This is a genomic window from Pseudomonas sp. RC3H12 (genome assembly GCF_018596375.1).
Lineage (GTDB): Bacteria > Pseudomonadota > Gammaproteobacteria > Pseudomonadales > Pseudomonadaceae > Aquipseudomonas.
In genome coordinates this window covers 431,551-450,125 of the sequence record NZ_CP075595.1, presented here as the reverse complement: position 1 = coordinate 450,125, position 18,575 = coordinate 431,551, and the positions used below count along the sequence as shown (strand labels likewise).

Sequence of the window (18,575 nt, the reverse complement as noted above, 5' to 3'; positions counted from 1 at the left end):
TGCCCCCTCCAAAGATTACTAGTGTCCCGACATGAGCCAACAATTCCAACATGATGTCCTGGTGATCGGTAGCGGTGCCGCCGGTCTCAGCCTGGCACTGAACCTTCCCGGCAACCTGCGCATTGCCGTGCTGAGCAAGGGCGACCTGGCCAACGGTTCTACCTTCTGGGCCCAGGGCGGTGTCGCCGCGGTGCTCGATGACACAGATACCGTGCAGTCGCATGTCGAAGACACGCTCAACGCCGGTGGCGGCCTGTGCCATGAAGATGCCGTGCGCTTCACCGTCGAGCACAGCCGCGAGGCCATCCAGTGGCTGATCGAGCAAGGCGTGCCGTTTACCCGCGACGAACACTACAGCGTCGACGATGGTGGTTTCGAGTTCCACCTGACCCGCGAAGGGGGCCATAGCCACCGGCGCATCATCCATGCCGCCGACGCCACCGGTGCCGCTATCTTCACCACGTTGCTGGAGCAGGCGCGCAAGCGGCCGAACATCCAGTTGCTGGAACAGCGCGTGGCCGTCGACCTGATCACCGAGCGGCGCCTGGGCCTGGACGGAGATCGCTGCCTTGGCGCCTACGTCCTGGACCGCAACACCGGCGAGGTGGACACCTTCGGTGCCCGTTTCACCGTGCTGGCCACCGGCGGCGCGGCCAAGGTCTACCTCTATACCAGTAATCCCGACGGTGCTTGCGGCGACGGCATCGCCATGGCTTGGCGCGCCGGCTGCCGGGTGGCCAACCTGGAGTTCAACCAGTTCCACCCAACCTGCCTGTACCATCCGCAGGCCAAGAGCTTCCTGATCACCGAGGCCCTGCGCGGCGAGGGCGCCCTGCTGCGCCTGCCCAACGGCGAGCGTTTCATGCCGCGCTTCGACCCACGTGAAGAGCTGGCGCCACGGGATATCGTCGCCCGCGCCATCGACCACGAGATGAAGCGCCTGGGGGTGGACTGCGTCTATCTGGATATCAGCCACAAGCCGGCCGACTTCATCAAGAGCCATTTCCCGACGGTCTACGAACGCTGCCTGACCTTCGGTATCGACATCACCCGCCAGCCTATCCCGGTGGTGCCTGCGGCCCATTACACCTGTGGCGGGGTAATGATCGACGAGCATGGCCACAGCGACGTGCCCGGCCTGTACGCCATCGGCGAAACCAGCTTCACCGGCCTGCATGGCGCCAACCGCATGGCCAGCAACTCGCTGCTCGAATGCTTCGTCTACGGCCGCGCCGCCGCCGCCGACATCGAGGCGCGCCTGGACCAGGTCGCCATGCCCCGCGCCCTGCCCTGCTGGGATGCCAGCCAGGTCACCGATTCGGACGAGGACGTGATCATCGCGCACAACTGGGACGAACTGCGGCGCTTCATGTGGGACTATGTGGGCATCGTGCGCACCAGCAAGCGCCTGCAACGGGCCGAGCACAGGGTGCGCATGCTGCTGGACGAAATCGACGAGTTCTACAGCAACTACAAGGTCAGCCGTGACCTGATAGAGCTGCGCAACCTGGCGCAGGTGGCCGAGCTGATGATCCGTTCGGCCATGCAGCGCAAGGAAAGCCGGGGCCTGCATTACACCTTGGATTATCCAGGGATGCTGCCTGAGGCCAGGGACACGATCCTGGTGCCACCGAACCACGAGTAAGACATGGACAGGCGTGGGAGCGCCGATGCGGCGATCCGACTTGCACCGCGAAGGGATGACAGCCTCTGTATCGTCATCGCGGCGCAAGCCCGCTCCCACGAACCGCCATCAAACGAGGGCTGGATCGATCACCAGCACCAGCTTCCCGGAAACCTGGTTGCTTGCCAGTTCCGCATAGGCCGCTTCGGCGAATTCGACCGGATAGGTATCGACCAGCTGTGGCGACAGTCGCCCCTCGGCGAACAACGGCCACACCTGCTGGCGCAATTCGCGCAACAATTCGGCCTTGAACCCGTCATCACGGTTGCGCAGCGTGGAGCCGGTGATTTCCAGGCGCTTGCCCAACACCAGCGCCAGGTCCAGCTCGACCTTGCGTCCGCCCATCAGACCAATGATCACCCAACGCCCGTCACGGGCCAGCAGCTGCAGGTTGAGCGGCGCATAACTGGCGCCCACCGGGTCCAGAATCACATCGAATGGACCAAGCTGCTTGAGGTCATCGAGGTTGCCATTGCGCACCACCCCACCTGCGGCCCCCAGCGACTCACAGTAGGCCAGCCGCTCCGGCGAGCCGACGCTGACCCACACCGGGTTGCCGAAGGCCTTGCACAGCTGGATCGCCGCCGAGCCCACACCACTGGCCCCGGCATGCACCAATACCTTCTCGCCAGCCTTCAATGCCCCCAGCTGGAAGATGTTCAGCCAGGCCGTGGCATACACCTCGGGAATCGCAGCGGCTTCCTGCAGGCTCAACCCTTCGGGCACCGGCAGCACATGACGGGCGTCGACCACCACCTCCTCGGCCATGCCACCACCGGCGAGCAATGCACAGACCCGGTCGCCCACACGCCAATCGGCACCCGCTCCGACTTCCTCTACGACGCCGGCGCATTCCAGCCCCATATAAGGGCTGGCACCAGGAGGCGGCGGGTACAGCCCCGCCCGCTGCAGCAGGTCGGCGCGGTTCAGGCCCGCGGCGGCCACGCGGATACGTACCTGCCCGGCATCGCAGGCCGGGCGCTCGGCCTCGACCCACGCCACATGTCCGTCAACGCCTTGCAATGCCTTCACAGTGCCTCCATAGTTGAATCATATGACCGAGCCTGGGCACGCCAAGTCCCAGGCTTTTTGCAGTATGCGTCCGGCTCCGATGGAACCGGCGAACGGATAAGACGGCCTACTATGCGTGATCAATTGCCTCCACGTCGAATCAGCATGAAGCATTTCCTCCCCAGCACCGCCCTCGCCCTCATGATCGGCCTGGGCAGCCTCACGCTCGGTGGCAATGCGGCCGCTGCCAACAAGTGGGACAGCCTGCAGCCGGACCGCGACGAAGTAGTCGCCAGCCTCAACATCGTCGAGCTGCTCAAGCGCCACCACTACAGCAAGCCGCCGCTGGACGACGCCCGTTCGGTCATCATCTATGACAGCTACATCAAGCTGCTCGACCCTTCGCGCAGCTACTTCACCGCAGCCGACATCGCCGAATTCGACAAATGGAAGACCCAGTTCGACGACTTCCTGAAAAGTGGCAACCTCGAGCCGGGCTTCACCATCTACAAGCGCTACCTGGACCGCGTGAAGTCGCGCCTGGACTTCGCCCTGGCGGAGCTGGCCAAGGGTGCCGACAAGATCGACTTCACGGTGAAGGAAGACCTGCTGGTCGACCGCAAGGACGCCCCGTGGATGAAGAACCAGGCCGAGCTCGACGACCTGTGGCGCAAGCGCGTCAAGGACGAAGTGCTGCGCCAGAAGATTGCCGGCAAGGATCCCAAGCAGATCCAGGAAACCCTGAGCAAGCGCTACAAGAACCAGCTGGCGCGCCTGGACCAGACCCGCGCGGAAGACATCTTCCAGGCCTACATCAACACCTTCGCCCAGTCCTACGACCCGCATACCAATTACTTGTCGCCGGACAACGCCGAGAACTTCGACATCAACATGAGCCTGTCGCTCGAAGGCATCGGCGCGGTGCTGCAGAGCGACAACGACCAGGTCAAGATCGTACGCCTGGTACCGGCCGGCCCTGCCGCCAAGACCAAACAGGTGGCGCCGGCCGACAAGATCATCGGCGTCGCCCAGGGCAACAAGGAAATGGTCGACGTGGTCGGCTGGCGCCTTGACGAAGTGGTCAAGCTGATCCGCGGCCCGAAAGGCTCGGTGGTGCGCCTGGAGGTCATCCCGGCCAGCAACGCGCCGAACGACCAGACCAGCAAGATCGTCTCGATCACCCGCGAAGCGGTCAAGCTCGAGGAGCAGGCGGCGAAGAAGTCGGTGCTCAAGCTCAAGCAGGATGGCCGTGACTACAAGCTCGGCATCATCGAGATCCCGGCTTTCTACCTGGACTTCAAGGCATACCGCGCTGGCGATCCGGATTACAAGAGCACCACCCGCGACGTGAAGAAGCTGCTCACCGAGCTGCAGAAAGAGAAAGTCGACGGCGTGGTCATCGACCTGCGCAACAACGGTGGCGGCTCGCTGCAGGAAGCCACCGAGCTGACCAGCCTGTTCATCGAGAAGGGCCCGACCGTGCTGGTGCGCAACAGCGACGGGCGCGTCGACGTGCTCGAGGACGAGAACCCCGGCGCGTTCTACAAAGGCCCGCTGGCACTGCTGGTCAACCGCCTGTCGGCGTCCGCCTCGGAAATTTTCGCCGGCGCCATGCAGGACTACCACCGTGCGCTGATCATCGGTGGCCAGACCTTCGGCAAAGGCACCGTGCAGACCATCCAGCCGCTCAACCATGGCGAACTCAAGCTGACGCTGGCCAAGTTCTACCGGGTCTCCGGGCAGAGTACCCAGCACCAGGGCGTGCTGCCGGACATCGCCTACCCGTCGATCATCGACACCAAGGAAATCGGTGAAAGCGCCCTGCCTGAAGCCATGCCGTGGGACACCATCCGTCCAGTGGTCAAGCCTGCCTCCGATCCGTTCAAGCCGTTCCTCGCCCAGCTCAAAGCGCAGCATGAGGCGCGCAGTGACAAGGATGCCGAGTTCGTTTACATCCGCGACCGCCTGGCACTGACCCAGAAGCTGATGAACGAGAAGACCGTCAGCCTCAACGAGCAGCAGCGTCGCGCCCGCCACGACGAGATCGAAGCCAAGCAGCTGGCGCTGGAGAACATCCGGCGCAAGGCCAAGGGCGAAGAGCCGCTCAAGGAACTGAAGAAAGAGGACGAGGACGCCCTGCCCGCCGAGCCGGACGACACCAAGCCCGAGGACGATGCCTACCTGTCCGAGACCGGTCGCATCCTGCTCGACTACCTGAGCCTCAGCACCTCGGTGGCCAAGCACTGAAGTGATGGCAAAATAATGTGACCTGTCATCAAACAGTCATCGGACTGTCGTGAAATGGAAGGGCCGAACGTGCAAGCGTTTGGCCCTTTTCAATTCAGGAAGCAGTCCATGACCGTCACCGAACAGCTCAGCGCATTGAGTGCCATCCTGGCTCAACGCAGCATCCACTGTCTGTTCCAACCCATCGTCTGCCTCTCCGAACGGCGCATCCTCGGCTATGAGGCCCTGAGCCGCGGCCCCTCCAACAGCCCTTTGCACTCACCCCTGAACCTGTTCGCCATCGCCCGCCAGGCCGGTCGCCTGGGTGAACTGGAAGTGCTGTGCAGGGAAACCGCCTGCCGACGCTTCAGCGAGCTGAACCTGGCGGGCCAGCTGTTTCTCAACGTCTCGCCCGAGTCCCTGGTAGAACCCAACTACCCTTCCGGGCGCACCCTGCAAATGCTCGAACAGGTCGGCCTGGCCCCCAGCCGGGTGGTCATCGAACTGACCGAGCAGACGCCCACCGAAGATTTCCAACTGCTGTACAACGCCCTGCACCATTACCGCGACATGGGTTTTTCCATCGCCCTGGATGACCTGGGTGCTGGTTACTCCAGCCTGCGACTGTGGTCGGAACTGCGCCCGGACTACGTGAAAATCGACCGCCATTTCATCGATGGCATCCACCAGGACCCGCTCAAGCGTGAGTTCGTCGGCTCGATCCTGCAGATCGCACGCGCTTCCCGCGCCCAGGTGATCGCCGAAGGCATCGAACTGGCCGAGGAACTGGCCATACTGGGCGACATGGGCGTGGACCTGGTCCAGGGCTACCTGCTGGGGCGCCCCCAGGAGTTTCCCCCAGGTGACAGCCTCGGCCTGCTGCCCCCGGCACCGGATACCGCTGTGGCGCTGGACGAGGACAGCAGCGATCTCAGCGCCCTGCTCATCCTGCAACCCTCGGTCACGCGCGATACCCCCATTCAGCAAGTGCTCGAGGCGTTCCACCGCCAGGCCAACCTCAATTCGCTCGCGGTACTGGACGAACGTGGCAAACCATGCGGTATCGTCCACCGCCATTCACTTGCCGATGCCCTGCTCAAGCCTTTTGGTACCGACCTGTTCGCCCGCAAGCCAATCAGCCGGTTGATGAGCCAGGACTTTCTCGCCGTTGAGCGCAGCCAGTCGCTGCAGCAGGTCAGCCGGCTGCTTACCAGCCGCGCCCGCCAGCGTATCGAGGAAGACTTCATCATCACCCAGAGTGGGCGTTATCTGGGGTTGGGGCGGGTGATCGACGTACTCAAGCTGATCACCGAACAGAAGATCCAGCAGGCCAGGCACGCGAACCCACTTACCCTGCTGCCCGGCAACGTACCGATCCAGCAGTGCCTGGCGCGCCTGCTGCTGCAACGGCGCGAGGCCGCCGTATGTTACGTGGATATCGACAACTTCAAACCCTTCAACGATATCTATGGCTATGCCCGTGGCGACGAAGTGCTGTTGTGCCTGGCGCAATGCCTGAGCGACTGCGTCGACCCAAGCAGGGATTTCGTCGGCCATATTGGTGGGGATGATTTCATGCTGGTATTGGGCTCGGCAGATTGGCAAGCGCGGCTTGAACTGCTACTGGAGGCATTCGCCCGGCAATGTCGACGCTTCTATCGCGGTGAACACTTGGAGGCCGGATGCTTTATTGCCCATAACCGTCAGGGTCAACGGGAAACCTTCGAACTGCTGTCGCTGTCGATCGGCGTGGTCTGGCTCAAGTCTGGAAGCTGCGCCGGGCTGGATGCCGGCCAGTTGGCCGAGCTCGCCTCACAGGCGAAAAGAAAGGCCAAGGAAAACGGCGGGGCGAGCCTGAGCCTGATCGATACGACGGTATTGGAGTAAACCTTGGCAGCCTCCGGCAAACGCTACCGCGCCAGGTAGCCCCTCTGCGCGGTTCAGGCCTCTTCCGGGTAGCGGTACTCGAACACCCGCACCACTTCCGAGGCATGCCAGGATGCCGCCTCCATACCGTCCACCGGCCCGGAAAACCGCCCCAGACGCTCGACACACTCGAAAAAACCAGTGCGTGGCAGGCGGCTGGCGCCTTGGCTGATCACCAGCGAACTGCGCAGCGGCTGCTCGGCGCGGGCGTCGAGCACCGCCAGGTACTCAAGGGCTGCGGTCAAGGTCTGCATGGCCGGGCTGGGCAATTGCAAACGCTCGAGCAGTGCCCGGTAGGTCAGCAGATGGCGTTGCCGGCGGGCCAGGTCAAGCTCGCTCAGCAGGCCCTGCCATTGCTGACGACTGATCCTGACCTGGCTCATGACGGCTCGCTCCAGCCGGCCACGCCCAAGTGCCACGCCAGGCTGCGTAGAATGGCCGCGTCGGGGCGGCGCTCCCCGGACTCGATCATGGCCAGGTATGCCGGGCTAATGCCGACACTGCGTGCCAGCTGCTCCGGCGCCAGCCCCTTGGCCTGACGCAAGGACGCCAGCTCAGCCAGTGAGGACAGGCTGGCGCTTGGTTGAGTGTTGGCAACATTGCTGGCGGTGACGGGTGCGCTGGCCGGTGCCTGGCCTGCGGCCGCGAGCAACGCCTGATACTGCTCCCAGGGAACCACTGCGTACTCGGGCTGACCGTCCCGGCTGATGACCTGAATACCCATACAACCCCCTTGACGTTGGATTACGGCATGTAATCCGTAGGCATAACCCTTATGCCAATTATATTACCAACCTCGGGGGTCTGTGCGGAATCAGCTACCGGGCCGTTCCAGGCGCAGCGCTTCGGGGGTTTCCGGCAACCGTTCGACCACGCGCAGCCGCTCCGGCGCCTGGCTGTCGCGCCAGGCCTTGAAGCGGCCCAGCTCATCAGCCACGGTCTTGAGCACCCAGCCCAGCACGGCGATGTCATCGAGCAGGCCGACACCCAGCAGCCAGTCGGGGATGGCATCCAGTGGGCTGACGAAGTAGAGCAGCCCGGCGACGATGGTCACCAGTGCCTTGGGGCTGACAGCGCGGTACTCGCCACGCCACCAGGCCAGGCAAAGCGCCTGCATCAGGCGCAGGTCCTCGCGCAGCTGGCCCAGCCTCGGCCCTTTGCGCGCCACTGCGAACAGCAATGCCGGCAGCCGGCCGCGGCTGAGCAAGCGTTCGGCAAGGGGCAGGAAGCGGGTGAAATTCCAAGGTGCGCTCATGGGGCCTCCACAGGAGCCGGAGGTTATCCACATTTATTGTGGATAACCTTGTGAACAGGGCGGCATTGATGCCACGTGGTGCCCACCGGGCAAGGGCCGGGTACGAATCGGGCGTTTTTTACACAACCGTTTCAAGCGCGCAAACGTTTTGCGACAAAGGCACCTGTATTCAGGCCGGGCACTGCTTGCGACAGTGAATGACGCCAACGGTTCGCGTCAAGCACTGCTGAAAACGACGACGCCCCGTCGAAACGGGGCGTCTTCATGCAACACGACGGCTGTTACTTGGCCGGTGCTTCGCCAGCCTTGGCCGGGTCTTTGATGGCCAGCAGTTCCAGGTCGAACACCAGGACCGAGTTGGCCGGAATCAGCGGGCTCGGGCTCTGGGCGCCGTAGGCCAGTTCAGCCGGGATGTACAGTTTGTACTTCTCGCCGACATGCATCAGTTGCAGGCCTTCGACCCAACCCGGGATCACGCCGCTGACCGGCAGGTCGATCGGGCTGCCGCGCTCGACGGAGCTGTCGAATACCTTGCCGTCGGTCAGCTTGCCCTCGTAGTGGACGGTGACGACGTCGGTCGGCTTTGGTTGCGGGCCATCGGCCTTCTTCACCACTTCATACTGCAGGCCCGAGGCGGTGGTGATCACGCCAGGTTTCTTGCCGTTCTCCTCGAGGAACTTCTTGCCGGCGGCGGCTGCTTCCTCGCTGGCCTTGGTCAGGCGCTCTTCGGCGCGCTTCTGCAAGGCAGTGAAGGCTTCGACCAGCTCTTCGTCCTTGATGCGCTGTTCCTTCTTGCCAACAGCGTCCTCGATGCCTTGGGCGACGGCCTTCGAGTCGAGGTCGTCCATGCCTTCCTGGGCCAGGCTCTTGCCCATGTTCAGGCCGATACCGTAGGAGGCCTTCTGTGCTGGGGTCTTCAGCTCGACGCTGCTGGTCTGGGCGTCGCAACCGGCGAGGACCAGGCCTACCAGGGCAACCGCGGCCGCCAAACGATGCTGTTTCATGTAATTTCCTTGTTCATGCGCCATGAGGGCAATCAGGGTAAAGCCGCGAGCTTAGCAGGCGGCCGCGACCAATGGCTACCGGCATAAGAGCGGGTTGGGGGCTGGAAGTTCCTGGGTGAGCCCCTGCAGGAACTGACTCAGGCGATCCCGACCTGGTTGCGCCCGCTGTTCTTGGCCAGGTACAGCCCCTTGTCCGCCGCCGAGATCAGCTGCCGGCAATGGCTGCCGACACTCGGGGTCAGGGTCGCCAGGCCGATGCTCACGGTCAGGTGCGACGCCGCCTCGGGCACGGTATGGGCGATCTTCAGGCCCATGATGGTCTGGCGCAGTTTTTCGGCCACCAGGCGCGCGCCACCGGGCGAGGTGTTGGGCAGCACCAGGGCGAATTCCTCGCCGCCATAACGCGCCGGCAGGTCGGTAGGACGCGAGCAGCAGCCACGAATGGCCTCGGCCACCTTGCGCAAGGCCTCGTCGCCGGCCAGGTGGCCGAAACTGTCGTTGAACGCCTTGAAATAGTCGACGTCGATCATCAGCAGCGACAACTGCTGCTGCTCGCGAATCGCCCGGCGCCATTCCAGCTCCAGGTACTCGTCGAAGTGACGGCGGTTGGACAACCCGGTCAGGCCGTCCGAGTTCATCAGCCGCTGCAGCATCAGGTTGGTGTCGAGCAACTGCTGCTGGCTCACGCGCAGCGCGCGGTAGGCCTCGTCGCGCTGCAACAGGGTGAGGTAGGAGCGCGAGTGGTAGCGGATACGCGCCACCAGCTCGATGGTGTCCGGCAACTTGACCAGGTAGTCGTTGGCCCCGGCGGCGAAGGCCGCGCTTTTGACCAGCGGGTCCTCCTTGGTCGACAGGACGATGATCGGAATGTCCTGGGTGGTAGGGTTGCTGCGGTACTCGCGCACCAGGGTCAGGCCATCGAGGCCCGGCATGATCAGGTCCTGGAGGATGACCGTGGGCTTGATGCGCATGGCCTGGGCCACCGCCTGGTGCGGGTCGGCGCAGAAGTGGAAGTCGATGTTCTCTTCATGGGCGAGGCCACGGCGCACCGCTTCGCCGATCATGGCCTGATCGTCGACCAGCAGGACCATCGCCGCACTTTCGTTGATGGTCGTGAAACCTTCGATCGGTAGATCATTCATGCGTAATCACCCGTCTACTGCCGGCCACGCGGCGCGACTCAATACATATCGTCATTTCGGAAAGATTTCCATCAGTCGTCCGGCGATTCGCTCCAGCGGACGTATTTCCACCGCCGCGTCGATCGCCGCGGCGGCCTTGGGCATGCCATACACCGCGCTGCTCTGCTGGTCCTGAGCGATGGTCAGGAAACCCTGCTGGCGCATCAGTTTCAGACCTTGGGCGCCGTCGCGCCCCATGCCGGTGAGCAGCACGCCCACCGCATCGCCGGACCAGCAACGCGCCACGCTCTCGAAGAACACATCGATCGAGGGCCGGTAGATTTCGTTGACGGGGTCGGCAGTGTAGGCCAGCTCGCCATTCTTAAGGAGGCGAATATGGTGGTTGGTGCCGGCCAGCAGCACCTGCCCCGGCTGCGGCGATTCACCCTCGCGGGCCAGGCGCACCGGCAGGCCAGAGGCGCTGCTGAGCCACTCGGCCATGCCGGCGGCGAATACCTGGTCAACATGCTGGACCAGCACGATGGCCGCCGGAAAACTGCGCGGCAGCCCCTTGAGCAGTACCTCCAGGGCAGCCGGCCCACCCGCGGACGAGCCGATGGCCACCAGCGCGCGGCGCTGCGAGGCCTCGCGCAGCGGCACGGCCACGGCCCGAGCGGTGCTGGGCCGCTGCTGGCCGATCAGCCAGCCGATATTGAGGATCTTGCGCAGCAGTGGCGCGGCTGCCTCGCGTGCATCGCCCGCGCCCAATGCCGGGGTGTCGACCACATCCAGGGCGCCATGGCCCATGGCCTCGAACACCCGGTGCACGTTCTGCTTGCGATCCACGGTGACAATGACGATGGCGCAGGGGGTTTCGGCCATGATTCGCCGGGTCGCTTCCACGCCGTCCATGACCGGCATGATCAGGTCCATGAGGATCAGGTCCGGCGTCTGCTCGGCGCACAGGCGCACCGCCTCGGCGCCATTGCCGGCGACCCAGATCACCTGGTGCGCAGGCTCGAATGCCAACGCCCGGCGCAGGGCCTCGACGGCCATGGGCATGTCGTTGACAATGGCGATTCTCATCCCTGGGCACCTCCGATCAGCTCCTCGACCGCATCCAGCAACGCATCGTCATGGAAGCTGGCCTTGGCCAAATAATAGTCGGCACCGGCATCCAGTCCACGACGCCGGTCTTCTTCGCGATCCTTGTAGGACACCACCATCACCGGCAGCGATTGCAGGCGGTTGTCGCGCCGCACCAGGGTGACCAGCTCGATCCCGTCCATGCGCGGCATGTCGATGTCGGTGATCAACAGGTCGAAATCATCGCTGCGCAGCGCGTTCCAGCCGTCCATGCCATCCACGGCCACCGCCACTTCGTAGCCGCGGTGGCCCAGCAGCTTGCGTTGCAGCTCGCGCACGGTGAGCGAGTCGTCGACCACCAGGATGCGCTTGCGCACCGCACCCTTGGCGCCCCGCCCACCGCGCTCGATACGCTCCAGGCGGCCGGTGCTGAGCAGCTTGTCCACCGAGCGCAGCAAGTCCTCGACATCGACGATGAGCACCACCGAACCGTCGTCGAGCAAGGCCCCGGCGGAGATGTCCTGGACTTTGCCCAGGCGGGGATCCAGCGGCATCACCACCAGCACCCGCTCGCCGATCAGCCGCTCGACGGCCACCCCATAGAGCTGCTCGCGCTCGCGGATCACCACCACCCGCAGGCTCTGTTCGTCGCCCTGGGCCGCCGGCCGGTTGAGAAGCTGGCTGGCGGCCACCAGGCCGATGTGTCGCCCTTCGTGCCAGAAGTGCTGCCGCCCTTCGATCTGCACGATGGCCTCGGCCGCCACGTCGACGGTGCGCTCGATATGCGCCAGCGGAAAGGCGTAGGCCTCGCCGCCCACCTCGACGACCAGGCTGCGAACCACCGACAAGGTCAACGGCACTTCCACATGGAAGCAACATCCCTGGCCGGCCACCTGAGTCAACTCGATGGAGCCGCGCAGCTCACGGACCATGTGCTGCACCGCATCCAGGCCGACACCGCGCCCGGACACTTCGGTGACCGTGTCGCGCAGGCTGAACCCCGGCAGGAACAGGAATGTCAGCAGCTCGGCCTCGCTCATCTGCGCCACCGTCTCGGCCGGTGACAATGCGCGCTCGACGATACTCTCGCGCAAGCGCTGCAGATCGATGCCGGCACCGTCGTCAGACAGTTCGAGGATCAGCAGCCCGGCCTGGTGCGAGGCGCGCAGGCGCACGGTGCCCTCGCTCGGTTTGCCGGCCAGCAAGCGCTGCTCGGGCAGTTCGATGCCATGATCGACCGCGTTGCGCAGCAGGTGCGTCAGCGGTGCCTCGAGCTTTTCCAGCACGTCACGGTCGACCTGGGTCTTCTCGCCCTCGATCAACAGGCGCACCGGCTTGTCCAGTGAGCGCCCGAGGTCGCGGACCATCCGGCTCTGGCCGGTGAGCACATCGGCGAACGGACGCATGCGACAGGCCAGCGCCGTGTCGTACAGCAGTTGCGCGCGCTGGCTGGCCTGCCAACCGAATTCGTCGAGATCGGCCGCCTGCTGCAAGAGGATCTGCTGGGTTTCAGCCAGCAACTGCTGGGTCTGGGCCAGCGCTTCCAGCACCTCCGGCCCCTGCCCGCTCTCTTCCAGCTGGGCCTTCAGGCCATCGAGGCCGCGCATGCCCTGGCCATGCATGCGCTTCAGGCGCTGCAAGGTGGCCAGGTAGGGTTTCAGCCGCTGGGTCTCGACCAGCGACTTGCTCGACAGGTCCAGCAGGCTGTTCAGCCGGTCGGCGGTCACCCGCAATACCCGCTCTCCCCCCTCGCCACCGCGCTTGCCGGCCTTGCGGGCAGGCACGGGCTCAGCTTCCGGTTCAGGCTCCGTGGGGGCCTGGAGCGTTGGCTCGGGTTCCGGCCGCGCTGGCATGGCAGCGGGCGGCGCGCTTGGAACGCCAGCCTGCGCGATCACCGACACGGGCGCCGAAGGGTCGAGCAGTGTTGTCATCTGTGCCAGGAACACCGCCACGGCGGCTTCGCCGCCCTGATCTCCAGGGGTCGCGATACGCATCAACAGGTCGGTACCTTGCAACAAGGCGTCGATATGCTCCGGGCGCAGCAGCAGGCGGCCCTCCTGAGCGGCCACCAGACAGTCTTCCATGACGTGGGCGACGCTGACCCCGGCATCGATGCCGACAATGCGCGCCGCCCCCTTGAGCGAGTGCGCCGCACGCATGCAGGCCTCGAGTTGATCGGGTTGCGCAGGGTTGCGCTCCAGCGCCATCAAGCCGGCGCTGAGCACCTGGGTCTGGGCCTCGGCCTCCAGGCTGAACAGCTCGAGCAGCGACGCATCGCGCATTTGCTCCGGGGTCATGACAGGCTCCGCTTCACGGCTGACATCAGGTGTTGTTCATCCAGCACTCGCACGCTGCGCCCTCGCCACTGCAACACGGCAGCGGTGAAATGCGCCGCATCGCGGCCGTTGTCCTGGCCCGCAAGGTCAAGACGATGGATGCCGTCGATCTCGTCCACCGGCACCACCACCGGCCCGCCCTCGGCCGCCAGAATCAGCATGCGCGGCATGCTCCGCCCGGTGCGCTCCGCGCCCGCCTGCGTCGGCACGCCCAGCAGGTCGGCGAGCGACAGGCAAGGCACCAGCGCACCGCGCACATTGGCGACGCCCTGCAGCACACGCGAGCGCTGGTGCGGCAACGAGTGCACCGGCTGCGCCGGGGCGATCTCGGCCAGGCAGGCGGTGGCCAGGGCCAGCCACTCCTCGCCCAGGCGGAACAGCAGCATCGAGCGGCCGACCGCGCATTCCTCCACGATGGCCGTTTCGACCTGCTCGTCCTGGACCAGCGCATAGCGGTCCAGCAGGCGCGTGGCCGCGTCGGCATACACCTCGCAATTGCGGCAGTGCACATGCCGCTCCAGCAACGGGCACTGCTTGTCGCCATGCACGCCGATGCGGTTCCAGCAATCATCGATGGGCTGCTCGTCATTGGCGATCAGTTGCATATGGTATCCGCCGCTCATCGTTCAGACTCCCTGCCAGCTCGGGCGGCACGCTCCTGCAGGCGCCGGGCACCGGCATCGTCCCCCTGCGCGGCCAGCAGCATGGCCAGGTGCATCAGTGCCTCAGGGTGCTGCGGCTCGAGGTAGAGCGCCTTGCGATAATGGGTGATGGCCTGCGCGGCATCGCCTTCGGTGTCACTGAGCAACCCCAGCCAGTAATAGACCTGCGCCTTGGGGGCGAACTGGCGCAGATAGCGTTCGCAGTCCGCCCTGGCCTGCTGGTTTTCACCGGCATTGGCCTGCCGGGCAATGAGGGCCAGCAACTGCGCTTCGCCCTGCGCCGGGACCGGCGCCGCTGGCACGGCGCTCGACCTGGCGGCTCGGGGCGGCAGTGCCACGAGACGCGGCGGCGGCGGCGCGACTGGCTGGCGCGCAACCGGCAACGGCTTGGCAACAGGCGGTGGGGCATCATCCTGGCGCACATAGGCGAATGACTGGGCAATCCCCAGCGGGCGCATGCCCAGGCGCGCCAGCAGGCTGCCCTCGGCGGGGCCGATGAACAGCACGCCCTGGGCGTGGATCAGGCGCTTGAGTACCTCGAACACCCGCTGCTGGGTCGGAACATCGAAGTAGATCAGCAAGTTGCGGCAGAACACAAAATCGTACAACCCTTCACGCGCCTTGAGCGCCGGGTCGAGCACGTTGCCCGCCTGCAGGCTGACTTGCTGGCGCACCCGCTCATCCAGGCGATGGGTATCGCCGCTTGGGCTGAAGTGCCGCTCGCGAAAGGCCAGCTCGCTGCCGCGGAAGGAGTTGCGCCCGTAAAGCGCCTGCTCGCCCTTGGCCACCGAACTGGGGCTGATATCAATGCCATCGACGCGGAAAGCGCCCGGGCTCAGGCCACCGTCGAGCAAGGCCATGGCGATCGAGTAGGGCTCCTCGCCCGTCGAGCACGGCAGGCTGAGGATACGCAAGGGCCGTGCGCCGGCAAGTTCTGCCGCACGCTTGTGCGCCAGCCCCGCCAGCGCGGTGAAGGATTCGGGGTAACGGAAGAACCAGGTCTCCGGAACGATGACCGCCTCGATCAAGGCCTGCTGCTCATCGCTGGACTGCTGCAAACGCAGCCAATAGTCGTCGAGATCCGCAGCCTGCACGAGCGTGCAGCGCTGGCGCAGTGCGCGCTCGACCATCGCTGCGCCGACCGACTCCACGTCCAGCCCGATACGTTCCTGCAGGAAACGGAAGAAACGTTGCTCGCTCATGCTGGCTCCTGCCCGGGCTCGACGGGGTACAGCAGCTCACGCACCGCGTCCGACAACAGGTCGTTCACCTGGATGCGCTGCAACAAACCGCGGGCGTCCTGGCGCACCGGCCCGAGGTAGCGCGCTTCGGCATTGTCCAGGCCGTATGGCTGGAATTCCTCGGGGGCACAGCGCAGCGTATCGGTGGCCTGCTCCAGGACAAGCCCCAGTTGCAGGTGAGGACGGCGCGGGTCAGCGCGATAGTGCACCAGGACCATCCGCGTACTGCTGCGCGACTGTGCCGGCATGCCGAAGCTCAGCGCCGACAGGTCGATCACCGGTACCAACGCACCACGGTGGGCGAGCACGCCGGCCACCCAGCCCGGCGCCTGGGCGATGGGTTTGAGGGTACGGCACGGCAGCACTTCGATCACCTCACGCACGTCCAGGGCGAAGCGCTGGTCGGCGATGCGAAATTGCAGGTACAGCACGCCCTTGCCGGCTGATTCGCGATCCTCGCGAGGGGACGGTTCGTTCATCGTCGTCAGACTTTGAACCGCGAAACACCGCCACGCAGCCCGGCGGCTACCTGGCTCAGTTCGTCGATGGCGAAGCTGGCCTGGCGCAGCGATTCCACGGTCTGGGTACTGGCATCGCTGAGCTGGGCCAGTGCCTGGTTGATCTGCTCGGCGCCGGTGGCCTGGGCCTGCATGCCCTCGTTGACCATCAGCACCCGCGGCGCCAGCGCCTGTACCTGATGGATGATCTGGCTGAGCTGCTCGCCCACTTGCTGCACCTCGAACATGCCGCGGCGCACTTCCTCGGAGAACTTGTCCATGCCCATCACCCCGGCCGACACCGCCGACTGGATCTCGCGCACCATCTGCTCGATGTCATAGGTGGCCACGGCGGTCTGGTCGGCCAGCCGGCGTACTTCGGTGGCGACCACGGCGAAACCGCGACCGTACTCACCGGCCTTCTCTGCCTCGATGGCGGCGTTGAGCGACAGCAGGTTGGTCTGGTCGGCGACCTTGACGATGGTCACCACCATCTGCGTGATATTGCTGGCCTTCTCGTTGAGGATCGCCAGCTTGGCGTTGACCAGATCGGCGGCGCCCATCACCTGGTGCATGGTTTCCTCCATGCGCGCCAGGCCCTGCTGGCCGGCACCGGCAAGGCTCGAGGCCTGGTCGGCCGACGAAGTGACTTCGGTCATGGTGCGCACCAGGTCCCGCGAGGTCGCGGCGATTTCCCGCGAGGTGGCGCCGATCTCGGTGGTGGTGGCGGCTGTCTCGGTGGCGGTGGCCTGCTGCTGCTTGGAGGTGGCGGCGATCTCGGTGACCGAGGTGGTCACCTGCACCGACGAGCGCTGGGCTTGCGACACCAGGTTGGCCAGGGATTCGGCCATTTCGTTGAAGCCACCCTCGATCGCGCCGAACTCATCCTTGCGGTCCAGGCTCAGGCGCATGCTCAGGTCGCCCGAACGCAGGCCGTCGAGGGCATGCACAATGCGTTGCATGGGGGCGGTGATCGCGCGCATCAGCAGCAGGCCGCAAACGCCGGCGGCGACGATTGCCAGCAGCAGCGAGACGATCATGCTGCCTTTGGCGGTGGCCACGGCGCTGACGATTTCATTGGTGGCGTTGTCGGCCGACTCCCGGTTGCGCTCGATCACTTCGTTCAGATGCAGGCGCCCTTCTCTCCAGGCGGGCGTCAGCACCTCGGCGATCAAGCGCTGGGCTTCGGCGTAGTTCTTCTGGCGATAGGTTTCCAGGACCTGATCGACGATCTTGACGTAAGCCTCTTCCTGGCGCGTGAAATCGTCGAACGCGGCCTGGTCGGCCGGGTCGCGGATAGTGCCCTGGTAGCTGGCCATATGCTGCTTCAGACGGTCGTCGAAACTCTTGAACAACTCGGCATCGGTCGTGGTGAACTCGCGGTGGTTCGACAGGCCGACCAGTTGCTGGCTGGTCACGTAGCTGTCGACCCAGGCGCTGCGGATCATCGAGCTGTAGTAGAGCCCGGGAATGCTGTCGGACCCTACCGCCTCCTCGCTGGACTCGATCGCCACCAGCCGCGAGTAGGCGGCCACGATCATCAGCAGCATGATGGCGATGATCACGGCGAAACTTGCCAGGATCCGTTGGCGCAAGGTCCAGTTCTTCACATTCAGCCCTCAGGAATTCGATACGAGCGGGAAAAATCGCCGAAGTATAGCCCAGGCTTCCTACGTATTTGCGGCTGAATGCTGCTGTATTCAGGCCTCCGTGCCCATTGATATGGCCAATTGCAGGCTCATTGATCCGCGGCAAGCCTGACCTGGTTCTCCAGCTCCAGGCGCAAGGCAGGGTCCAGACGCAGCTGGCGCGCCAGTTCGTCGAGGTAGGCGCGCTCCATGAAATTCTCCTGGTCGACCATCATCACGCTGGCCAGGTACATCTCTGCGGCCATTTCCGGCGTCTGCGCGGCGCGGGCCACTTCGGCCGGATCCAGCGGCTTGTTCAGTTCGGCGTGCAGCCAGTGCTGCAACTCGCGGTCGCTGTCCAGGCGAGTGAACTCGCCTTCGATCAGGGCCCGCTCACGGTCATCGATATGGCCGTCGGACTTGGCTGCCGCCACCAGCGCCCGCAGCACTGCCTGGCTGTGTTGCTCGACCTGGGCCGGCGGCAGGCGATCCAGCGTCTGCGGCTGCTGATCGCCGGCGCCCTGGCGTGCCTGCCAGTTGCCATAGGCCTTGTAGGCCAGCACCCCGAGCGCGGCCAGGCCGCCGTAGGTCAGGGCCTTGCCGCCGTACTTGCGGGCCTTCTTGTTGCCCAGCAGCAAGCCCATGGCCCCCGCTGCCAACGCGCCACCGCCCGCACCGGACAACAGGCTGCCAAGGTTCCCCGAACCTTTGTCGCTGACGCCCTTGCCCTGCTGGTTCTGCAGCAGGGATTGACCGGTTTTCAAAAGCTGATCGAGCAGACCACGCGTGTTCATCTGACAGGCCTCGCAAACATTCACGGTTGAGAAGGCCCCAGAGTAGGCCGACAAGCTGAAGCCTCGCTTAACGCATTTGCATCCGAATGTTGCCCTCCTCGGTT

General features: G+C 65.0%; 16 protein-coding genes. 3 read left to right on the top strand and 13 right to left on the bottom strand.

Translation table 11 applies throughout. The features are described from left to right. Positions 1 to 31: 31 nt before the first annotated feature. Positions 32 to 1,645: an L-aspartate oxidase gene (nadB, locus tag KHO27_RS02040; RefSeq protein WP_110697756.1), complete on the top strand. Its 1,614-nt coding sequence runs from the start codon at positions 32 to 34 to the stop codon at positions 1,643 to 1,645. Positions 1,646 to 1,753: 108 nt separating this feature from the next. On the opposite strand, the gene KHO27_RS02035 is transcribed toward nadB, so the two are convergent. Then, positions 1,754 to 2,716, bottom strand: coding sequence for an NAD(P)H-quinone oxidoreductase (locus tag KHO27_RS02035; protein ID WP_214501103.1), 963 nt, complete (start codon positions 2,714 to 2,716; stop codon positions 1,754 to 1,756). 144 nt (positions 2,717 to 2,860) lie between these two features. On the opposite strand from KHO27_RS02035, the gene KHO27_RS02030 reads away from it, so the two are divergent. Both KHO27_RS02030 and KHO27_RS02025 read left to right on the top strand, forming a co-directional pair. Further along, a complete protein-coding gene (locus tag KHO27_RS02030) occupies positions 2,861 to 4,942 on the top strand; it encodes a carboxy terminal-processing peptidase (protein ID WP_214501102.1) in 2,082 nt (693 codons plus the stop codon). A 108-nt stretch (positions 4,943 to 5,050) separates the two neighbouring features. Continuing rightward, a complete protein-coding gene (locus tag KHO27_RS02025) occupies positions 5,051 to 6,808 on the top strand; it encodes a bifunctional diguanylate cyclase/phosphodiesterase (protein ID WP_214501101.1) in 1,758 nt (585 codons plus the stop codon). Between the two features lie 53 nt (positions 6,809 to 6,861). On the opposite strand, the gene KHO27_RS02020 is transcribed toward KHO27_RS02025, so the two are convergent. From KHO27_RS02020 to KHO27_RS01965, 12 genes are all read right to left on the bottom strand, one after another. Next, positions 6,862 to 7,230 carry a hypothetical protein gene (locus KHO27_RS02020; RefSeq protein WP_023629774.1) on the bottom strand — a complete coding sequence of 123 codons (369 nt, stop codon included), beginning with the start codon at positions 7,228 to 7,230 and terminating at the stop codon, positions 6,862 to 6,864. Continuing rightward, positions 7,227 to 7,571, bottom strand: a complete 345-nt coding sequence (locus KHO27_RS02015; RefSeq protein WP_214501100.1) for a helix-turn-helix domain-containing protein — start codon at positions 7,569 to 7,571, stop codon at positions 7,227 to 7,229. Before KHO27_RS02015 ends, KHO27_RS02020 begins: the two co-directional genes overlap by 4 nt. 90 nt (positions 7,572 to 7,661) lie before the next feature. Further along, a complete protein-coding gene (locus KHO27_RS02010; protein WP_102681605.1) occupies positions 7,662 to 8,102 on the bottom strand; it encodes a YkvA family protein in 441 nt (146 codons plus the stop codon). A 281-nt stretch (positions 8,103 to 8,383) separates the two neighbouring features. Next, positions 8,384 to 9,106 carry a BamJ family beta-barrel-assembly machinery protein gene (bamJ, locus tag KHO27_RS02005; RefSeq protein WP_038705560.1) on the bottom strand — a complete coding sequence of 241 codons (723 nt, stop codon included), beginning with the start codon at positions 9,104 to 9,106 and terminating at the stop codon, positions 8,384 to 8,386. A gap of 137 nt (positions 9,107 to 9,243) precedes the next feature. Further along, positions 9,244 to 10,248: a response regulator gene (locus KHO27_RS02000; RefSeq protein ID WP_214501099.1), complete on the bottom strand. Its 1,005-nt coding sequence runs from the start codon at positions 10,246 to 10,248 to the stop codon at positions 9,244 to 9,246. 51 nt (positions 10,249 to 10,299) lie between these two features. After that, the gene (locus tag KHO27_RS01995; RefSeq protein ID WP_110697746.1) at positions 10,300 to 11,313 is read right to left on the bottom strand and encodes a chemotaxis response regulator protein-glutamate methylesterase; all 1,014 of its coding nucleotides are present in this window, start codon (positions 11,311 to 11,313) and stop codon (positions 10,300 to 10,302) included. After that, positions 11,310 to 13,610 carry a hybrid sensor histidine kinase/response regulator gene (locus KHO27_RS01990; RefSeq protein WP_110697744.1) on the bottom strand — a complete coding sequence of 767 codons (2,301 nt, stop codon included), beginning with the start codon at positions 13,608 to 13,610 and terminating at the stop codon, positions 11,310 to 11,312. Before KHO27_RS01990 ends, KHO27_RS01995 begins: the two co-directional genes overlap by 4 nt. Further along, the gene (locus tag KHO27_RS01985) at positions 13,607 to 14,272 is read right to left on the bottom strand and encodes a chemotaxis protein CheW (RefSeq protein ID WP_250888397.1); all 666 of its coding nucleotides are present in this window, start codon (positions 14,270 to 14,272) and stop codon (positions 13,607 to 13,609) included. The genes KHO27_RS01990 and KHO27_RS01985 overlap by 4 nt, the downstream gene beginning before the upstream one ends. Continuing rightward, complete coding sequence (locus tag KHO27_RS01980; RefSeq protein ID WP_102681602.1) at positions 14,269 to 15,513, bottom strand: CheR family methyltransferase; 1,245 nt, start codon at positions 15,511 to 15,513, stop codon at positions 14,269 to 14,271. The genes KHO27_RS01985 and KHO27_RS01980 overlap by 4 nt, the downstream gene beginning before the upstream one ends. Further along, positions 15,510 to 16,031 carry a chemotaxis protein CheW gene (locus KHO27_RS01975; RefSeq protein ID WP_214501098.1) on the bottom strand — a complete coding sequence of 174 codons (522 nt, stop codon included), beginning with the start codon at positions 16,029 to 16,031 and terminating at the stop codon, positions 15,510 to 15,512. The genes KHO27_RS01980 and KHO27_RS01975 overlap by 4 nt, the downstream gene beginning before the upstream one ends. A gap of 5 nt (positions 16,032 to 16,036) precedes the next feature. Further along, positions 16,037 to 17,659 (bottom strand): methyl-accepting chemotaxis protein, encoded by a 1,623-nt coding sequence (locus tag KHO27_RS01970; protein ID WP_038705554.1) that lies wholly within the window; start codon positions 17,657 to 17,659, stop codon positions 16,037 to 16,039. A gap of 128 nt (positions 17,660 to 17,787) precedes the next feature. Beyond that, positions 17,788 to 18,471, bottom strand: coding sequence for a tellurite resistance TerB family protein (locus tag KHO27_RS01965; RefSeq protein WP_110697738.1), 684 nt, complete (start codon positions 18,469 to 18,471; stop codon positions 17,788 to 17,790). Between the last annotated feature and the right edge of the window lie 104 nt (positions 18,472 to 18,575).

Bases quoted from the DNA above. Each gene is read 5' to 3' on its own strand.
- nadB (WP_110697756.1), top strand. From the start codon at position 32: ATGAGCCAACAATTCCAACATGATGTCCTGGTGATCGGTAGCGGTGCC.
- KHO27_RS02030 (WP_214501102.1), top strand. From the start codon at position 2,861: ATGAAGCATTTCCTCCCCAGCACCGCCCTCGCCCTCATGATCGGCCTG.
- KHO27_RS02025 (WP_214501101.1), top strand. From the start codon at position 5,051: ATGACCGTCACCGAACAGCTCAGCGCATTGAGTGCCATCCTGGCTCAA.
- KHO27_RS02020 (WP_023629774.1), bottom strand. From the start codon at position 7,230: ATGAGCCAGGTCAGGATCAGTCGTCAGCAATGGCAGGGCCTGCTGAGC.
- KHO27_RS02015 (WP_214501100.1), bottom strand. From the start codon at position 7,571: ATGGGTATTCAGGTCATCAGCCGGGACGGTCAGCCCGAGTACGCAGTG.
- KHO27_RS02010 (WP_102681605.1), bottom strand. From the start codon at position 8,102: ATGAGCGCACCTTGGAATTTCACCCGCTTCCTGCCCCTTGCCGAACGC.
- bamJ (WP_038705560.1), bottom strand. From the start codon at position 9,106: ATGAAACAGCATCGTTTGGCGGCCGCGGTTGCCCTGGTAGGCCTGGTC.
- KHO27_RS02000 (WP_214501099.1), bottom strand. From the start codon at position 10,248: ATGAATGATCTACCGATCGAAGGTTTCACGACCATCAACGAAAGTGCG.
- KHO27_RS01995 (WP_110697746.1), bottom strand. From the start codon at position 11,313: ATGAGAATCGCCATTGTCAACGACATGCCCATGGCCGTCGAGGCCCTG.
- KHO27_RS01990 (WP_110697744.1), bottom strand. From the start codon at position 13,610: ATGACCCCGGAGCAAATGCGCGATGCGTCGCTGCTCGAGCTGTTCAGC.
- KHO27_RS01985 (WP_250888397.1), bottom strand. From the start codon at position 14,272: ATGAGCGGCGGATACCATATGCAACTGATCGCCAATGACGAGCAGCCC.
- KHO27_RS01980 (WP_102681602.1), bottom strand. From the start codon at position 15,513: ATGAGCGAGCAACGTTTCTTCCGTTTCCTGCAGGAACGTATCGGGCTG.
- KHO27_RS01975 (WP_214501098.1), bottom strand. From the start codon at position 16,031: ATGAACGAACCGTCCCCTCGCGAGGATCGCGAATCAGCCGGCAAGGGC.
- KHO27_RS01965 (WP_110697738.1), bottom strand. From the start codon at position 18,471: ATGAACACGCGTGGTCTGCTCGATCAGCTTTTGAAAACCGGTCAATCC.